Genomic DNA, 4,806 nt, shown 5'->3' on the forward strand with positions numbered 1-4,806 from the left:
CGATGGATCACCCTTGTCGCCCGTGGGTGGCGGCGGGTTCCGACCCTCCGACTCGCCGGCCGGCAACGCGCGCTGACCGGTTGGATCTGGCGGTGGAAAGCCCGACGCGGGAGTCCCGTCGCCGCCCCGAGGGCCGGCCGCTCCAGGCATATTGTTCAGCAGCGAACGACCGCCCAGGCCCGTGCCGACCGCGCCGGTACCGATGCCCAGGATGGCGTTCGCAAGTTCAGCAAATGACATTTCGCCGCCATGCTGGGCCAGATCCTCGGCCGACCTGGCAAGCACCGGAACACCAGTGACAACGCCTCCGGCATCAAGGCCCCACGCAACGGTATTCAGCCTGCTGCCGCTTTGCAGATAGCTCGCTGCCTGCTCGGCATAAGAGGATTGCGTTACGTTTACGCGGAGTTTGCCAATGCCCCAACTGGCGTCGCTCATGCGCGCCATACCGAATCCGCCAGCGAAAGCCTCGGACGTGGACAGGCCGGCCCTTGCCAGGCCGAACGTGCGCAGGGCACCGGCTCCTACGGGAAGGAACGCAGTCACGCCGGTCGCGATATTCCAGGCCGACTGACTATCGAAGTCGCCGCCCTGAAGCAGGTGCTCACCTTCCTTGTAAAGCGTCTTGCCGCCAAGAGCTGCGCCGGAGGTGATCGCGATAGGGATGGCCCATTGACCGCCTGGCACGAACGAGACGATGGTGGCGGCGCCGGCAACGATGCCAAGACCGATGTCGGTGGCCTTGTCCCAGAAATCCACCTTGCGTCCGTCGGCGACCTCCACTTCGTCGAGTGAGAATCCATCGGCGCCGAGTTTCATGTCGCCGTCCTTGGCCAGGATCAGCTTGCTCTTGTCACTGAAGATGCGATTCTCATGCTGGAATTCGTCGAAGCTGCCGTAATATTTGCCGGAGCTGTCGACATAGCCGATTTCCTTTCCGTCGCTCTTGATCGCGAACAATGCCGTCGACGATTCCATCCCACCATCAAGCGAGAAGATCGGCACGACCTTGACCTCAGCGTTTTCGCCGGCGCGGTCGGTGATTTCCCCGGTGACCTTCGCCACCCCCTCGCTTGACTGGTCGAGACCAAGTGCCCGGGCAACCGTGCTGCTCAGTTCGCCGGGCTTGTATTGCTTGTAGTCGCCTGTGAACCCGTTGTCATACAACTGCTTGAGCTCGACCTGGTAGCTGGCCAACGCCTGATCCTTATGCTCCTTGAAGTAAGTGTCTTTGAGTCGCGCCTCGTGTTCCTCGTTGCCATCCGTCAGAAGCTTGGGGTTGCTTGCATAGAAGCCGTACCAGTCGCGTGCCGCCACCATCGCTGGGCGGACATCATGTTGCCATGTCTCCAATCGGTTCTTTTCGGTTTCTGCCGAAGCCCTGTCGATTTCCGCAGCCGCTACTTCGGGATGTACCCACAGCCACTGCCCACCCATCTCGATCCTGACCGACTTGCCGCTGGCACCGATTGCGCCCGGCCCGTCCTTTTCGTAGGCGGCGGCAACCTCCGGTGCGACCCACAGATCGTGACCGTTCACCGTGATCTTTACCGGCTTTTCGCCAGGCTTAAGCGTGCCGGCAGGCGCTTCGACGGTTCCCCCGCCATGCTCGGTAATCGCCTTGTCGCGGGCCGTCGTGGCGTCGACCAGCTTGGTTTTCGCATCTTGCAGCTGTGCATCGAACTGCTCGACCTGCACGCCGATGATCTTGGATTTGGCGGCCGCCAGCGCCGATTGCGAACCTGTTCCATGGGGCGTGCAGACCGGCGCCGAAGCCGAGCTTTGCGTCGACGCCAATAACTGCTGCCACTGCTTGTTGAGCGGATCGTTGCGGAAATCGTCCCTGATATTCTTGTCACCGCGATCGTAAGTCAGGGCATATTTCAGGACCGGCGTGTCATTGTTGTTATCGTCGAGGAAAACATCATTCTCATAGGTGTTTACGAGATAGAGCTGCCCGTTTTCCTCGATAACTTTCTGCGATTTCAGTTTGCCGGTGTACTCACCCGCTGCGTTCGTGTAGCCGTCCCAATCAAAATGATGCGGATTTCTCTGCATCGCTCGCGCGACCAAGGCTTGCTTGATCGGCTCGGCCTTGACGGCAAGATCGGCCGCATTTTTTTGCGCAACTCCAAATTCCGCATACGCCTCGGCCAGTGTCACCTGGCTGGCCGCCGGCGCCTGCAGCTTTTTCAGTCCGTCAAGCCTGCCCTTGATTTCGGCATATTCGGGGCTTCCCGGTTTGGCCCCGGCGAGCTCCAGCTCAGTCGTACCCACCATCTGGTCGATCGTGGCCTTATTGCCCCGCGCAGTGTGCAGCGCCGCGTTGATGAAGAGCTGCGTGACTTCAGCGTGCTCGGCTTTGCCCTGCAGGTTGATTTGCTCGCGGGTAGGCCCGCCGGAAGTCCCTACGGCCGGCTTGCTCGGATCGCTGAGCACCGGCAGGGTTGCCTGCTTATCAATAGCATCAAGAAGGCTCTTCTCGCCCTGCTCGTACTCGGCCCTGGCATCGCTGGCACTCTGGAGCATGTTGTTGGCGGTGGTCAGCCGCTTTTGCGCGTCGGCCAGCGTGCCTTTCGGCTCCGGGGCCTGCCATTGCAGCCCATAAGGCGCCAAGACCTTGTCGAGTGTCGTCTCGGCACTCTTCATGGCTCCCTTGTATTCGGGATCCAGCGCATAGACGTCGAGCTGCGCCCCGCTCTGCTCAGGCTTTGCCTGTGCTTCGCCGAGGCGCGCTATCACGGCGTTCTCGGCGGCGATCGCCTTGGCAACTTCCGGATCGAACCATTGCCAGCTCCCGTCGACCATCAGCGGCACCCATTTGCCGCCTGACGGAGCCGTAGCCGACGGCGGCTCGCCGAACGGGCCAACCGATGTGGCGCTGCCGTCGAGATTCGGTGTCGCCGGCTTGCCGCCGCCATATTTCTTGATCGCATCCTTTACTGCTTGCTGCTTGTCCGCGGCTTCTTGGGCAAGCTCGGGACTTGCCCCGCCGAGCACACCTTCCAGAGTCGTCTTGAGAACCGTGTCGGTCTTGGCCTGTTCGGGATCTTTGCTCTGCGGGTTGATTGCCAGCAGCAGTTCGGCCAACGCCTGCTGCGCCGTGCCAACCTCGATCTTCAGGTCGGAGCCGGTGGTGTCGTTATGCAGCGTCATGCTGCCATCGGGCTTGGTGGTCAGCGTATAGCCGTTGAAGGTGACCTCCACGGTCGTGCGCGTACCGTTTTCGATGGTAATTTTTTCGCCCGTGTGGATTATGTTCGGGTTGCGCGACGAACCGAAAAGGTCCGGATTCGTCCGCCTGAGATCATCCAGCGACACGCCATATTTCCGCGCGATCAGGGTCAGATTGTCGTTCGGCTTGACCTCGTACTCGACAGGCTTGCCGCCATTGATCTTCTCGGTGGTGGTCGTCGTCACCCGGCCGTCCTTGTCGGTGACGATCTTGGTTTCGGTTCCTGTCTTCGGATCGACGATCGTGGTCGTGGTCTCGCCCGTCTTGGTATTGCGGACGCTGTTGCGGGTCCCCCCGTTGCCGTCGACGGATTGCGACGTTTCCTTGCCGTCGGCCGTGGTCACGACGGTGCGTTCGTCGTGCTGATAGTCGTAGGAGTAGACCGTCTTGTCGCCGGTATGCGGATCGACGATCTGGACCGACTGCACGTCGCCATTGTCGCTCGTCGCTTGCTGGGTCGTGACCTGATATCCGGCGGCCTGCAATTCGGCGATCACCTGTTCGTTGGTGAGGCCGTTTTCCTTTGCGATCTGGTCGATACTTTTTCCGTCGGCGAGATCGTGTTTGATGTCCTTCGTGGTGGTCCCTCCCGGATCCTGGGAGTACGCCAATATGGTTTTGCGGCCATCCGGACCGGTGACGGTGGTTACAGGCAGCGATGGCCCTTGGCCAGGCGTCACCGTTTCCACCGAAGCGCCATTGGGCAGCGAGGTCCGCTCGGTGACCGTGCCCGTCCCAAGATCGTCCTCGTACCGCGTCGTGATGGCGCCGGTGTCGGAATTGTAGCTGCTGGTCTCCTTGCGGCCGAGCCCGTCGCGGACCGGTGAGGTGGTCGCTGCCCCGTTGGGTTGTTGCTGGACGCTCGTATAGTAGCTGTCATGCTGGTAGTCGTAGTATTGCGTGACCGTGCGGCCGCTGGCATCGGTGATCTTCGTCGTCTGCACGTCGCCATTGCCGCTGGTCGGGTCGGTGGTCGACACTGTCATCCCGCCAGACCTCAGCGCGGCGATGACCTGTTCACGCGTCATGCCGCGGGCCGATGCGATCTGGTCGATGCTTTTGCCGCCCGTGACGTCGTTGACGATATTGCGGGCCGTCGCCGCTTCCGCGGCATTGTCTTCGGGCGTGCCGCCGTCGAGCTTAACCGGCGTCACGGTAGGCCCTAAAAGGTCCGGCTGTTGGTAGAGGGCGGGCACCACCGTCGTGCCATTGCCGGAGGTGCCGGTGCTCGCATTCACGATTTGCAGGTTCGGCGCTGTCGGAACTACGGCTGGCGGCGGTGGTTGAAGCGAACTCAGCTCCGTATTCACCTGTGACAGCTGTTGGCGGGCCTGTGCCGCCCAATCGCGCTCGCCCATCCTGTTGGCGAGCCGGATCTGCTCCCGCAGTTGAGCTGCCTGCGCTTCCAGCCGCGCAATCTGCGCGGCGTTGGCCTTGGCATCGACCTTTTGCGGCTGGACCGGGGGCTTGGCGGGCGTGACGGCGGCAAGGCTGCCGCCAACAGTGATTTCCGGAGGTCGTCCAGATGGTTCGCCCGATCACGCCCGCCCGATCGCAACCTTTCGGATGCT

Annotated in this window: 2 protein-coding genes; one reads left to right on the forward strand and one right to left on the reverse strand. The window is 61.9% G+C overall.

All coding sequences use genetic code 11. The features are described from left to right. A partial coding sequence (locus EOA29_RS25245) for a LysM domain-containing protein (RefSeq protein ID WP_127221774.1) occupies positions 1-4,593 on the reverse strand: 4,593 nt, incomplete at its 3' end. A 30-nt stretch (positions 4,594-4,623) separates the two neighbouring features. On the opposite strand from EOA29_RS25245, the gene EOA29_RS42315 reads away from it, so the two are divergent. Continuing rightward, positions 4,624-4,806, forward strand: a 183-nt coding sequence (locus tag EOA29_RS42315; protein ID WP_210213172.1) for a hypothetical protein, incomplete at its 3' end; no start/stop codon positions are given.

Source organism: Mesorhizobium sp. M1E.F.Ca.ET.063.01.1.1, from assembly GCF_003998155.1.
In the GTDB taxonomy this organism is placed as follows: Bacteria; Pseudomonadota; Alphaproteobacteria; order Rhizobiales; family Rhizobiaceae; genus Mesorhizobium.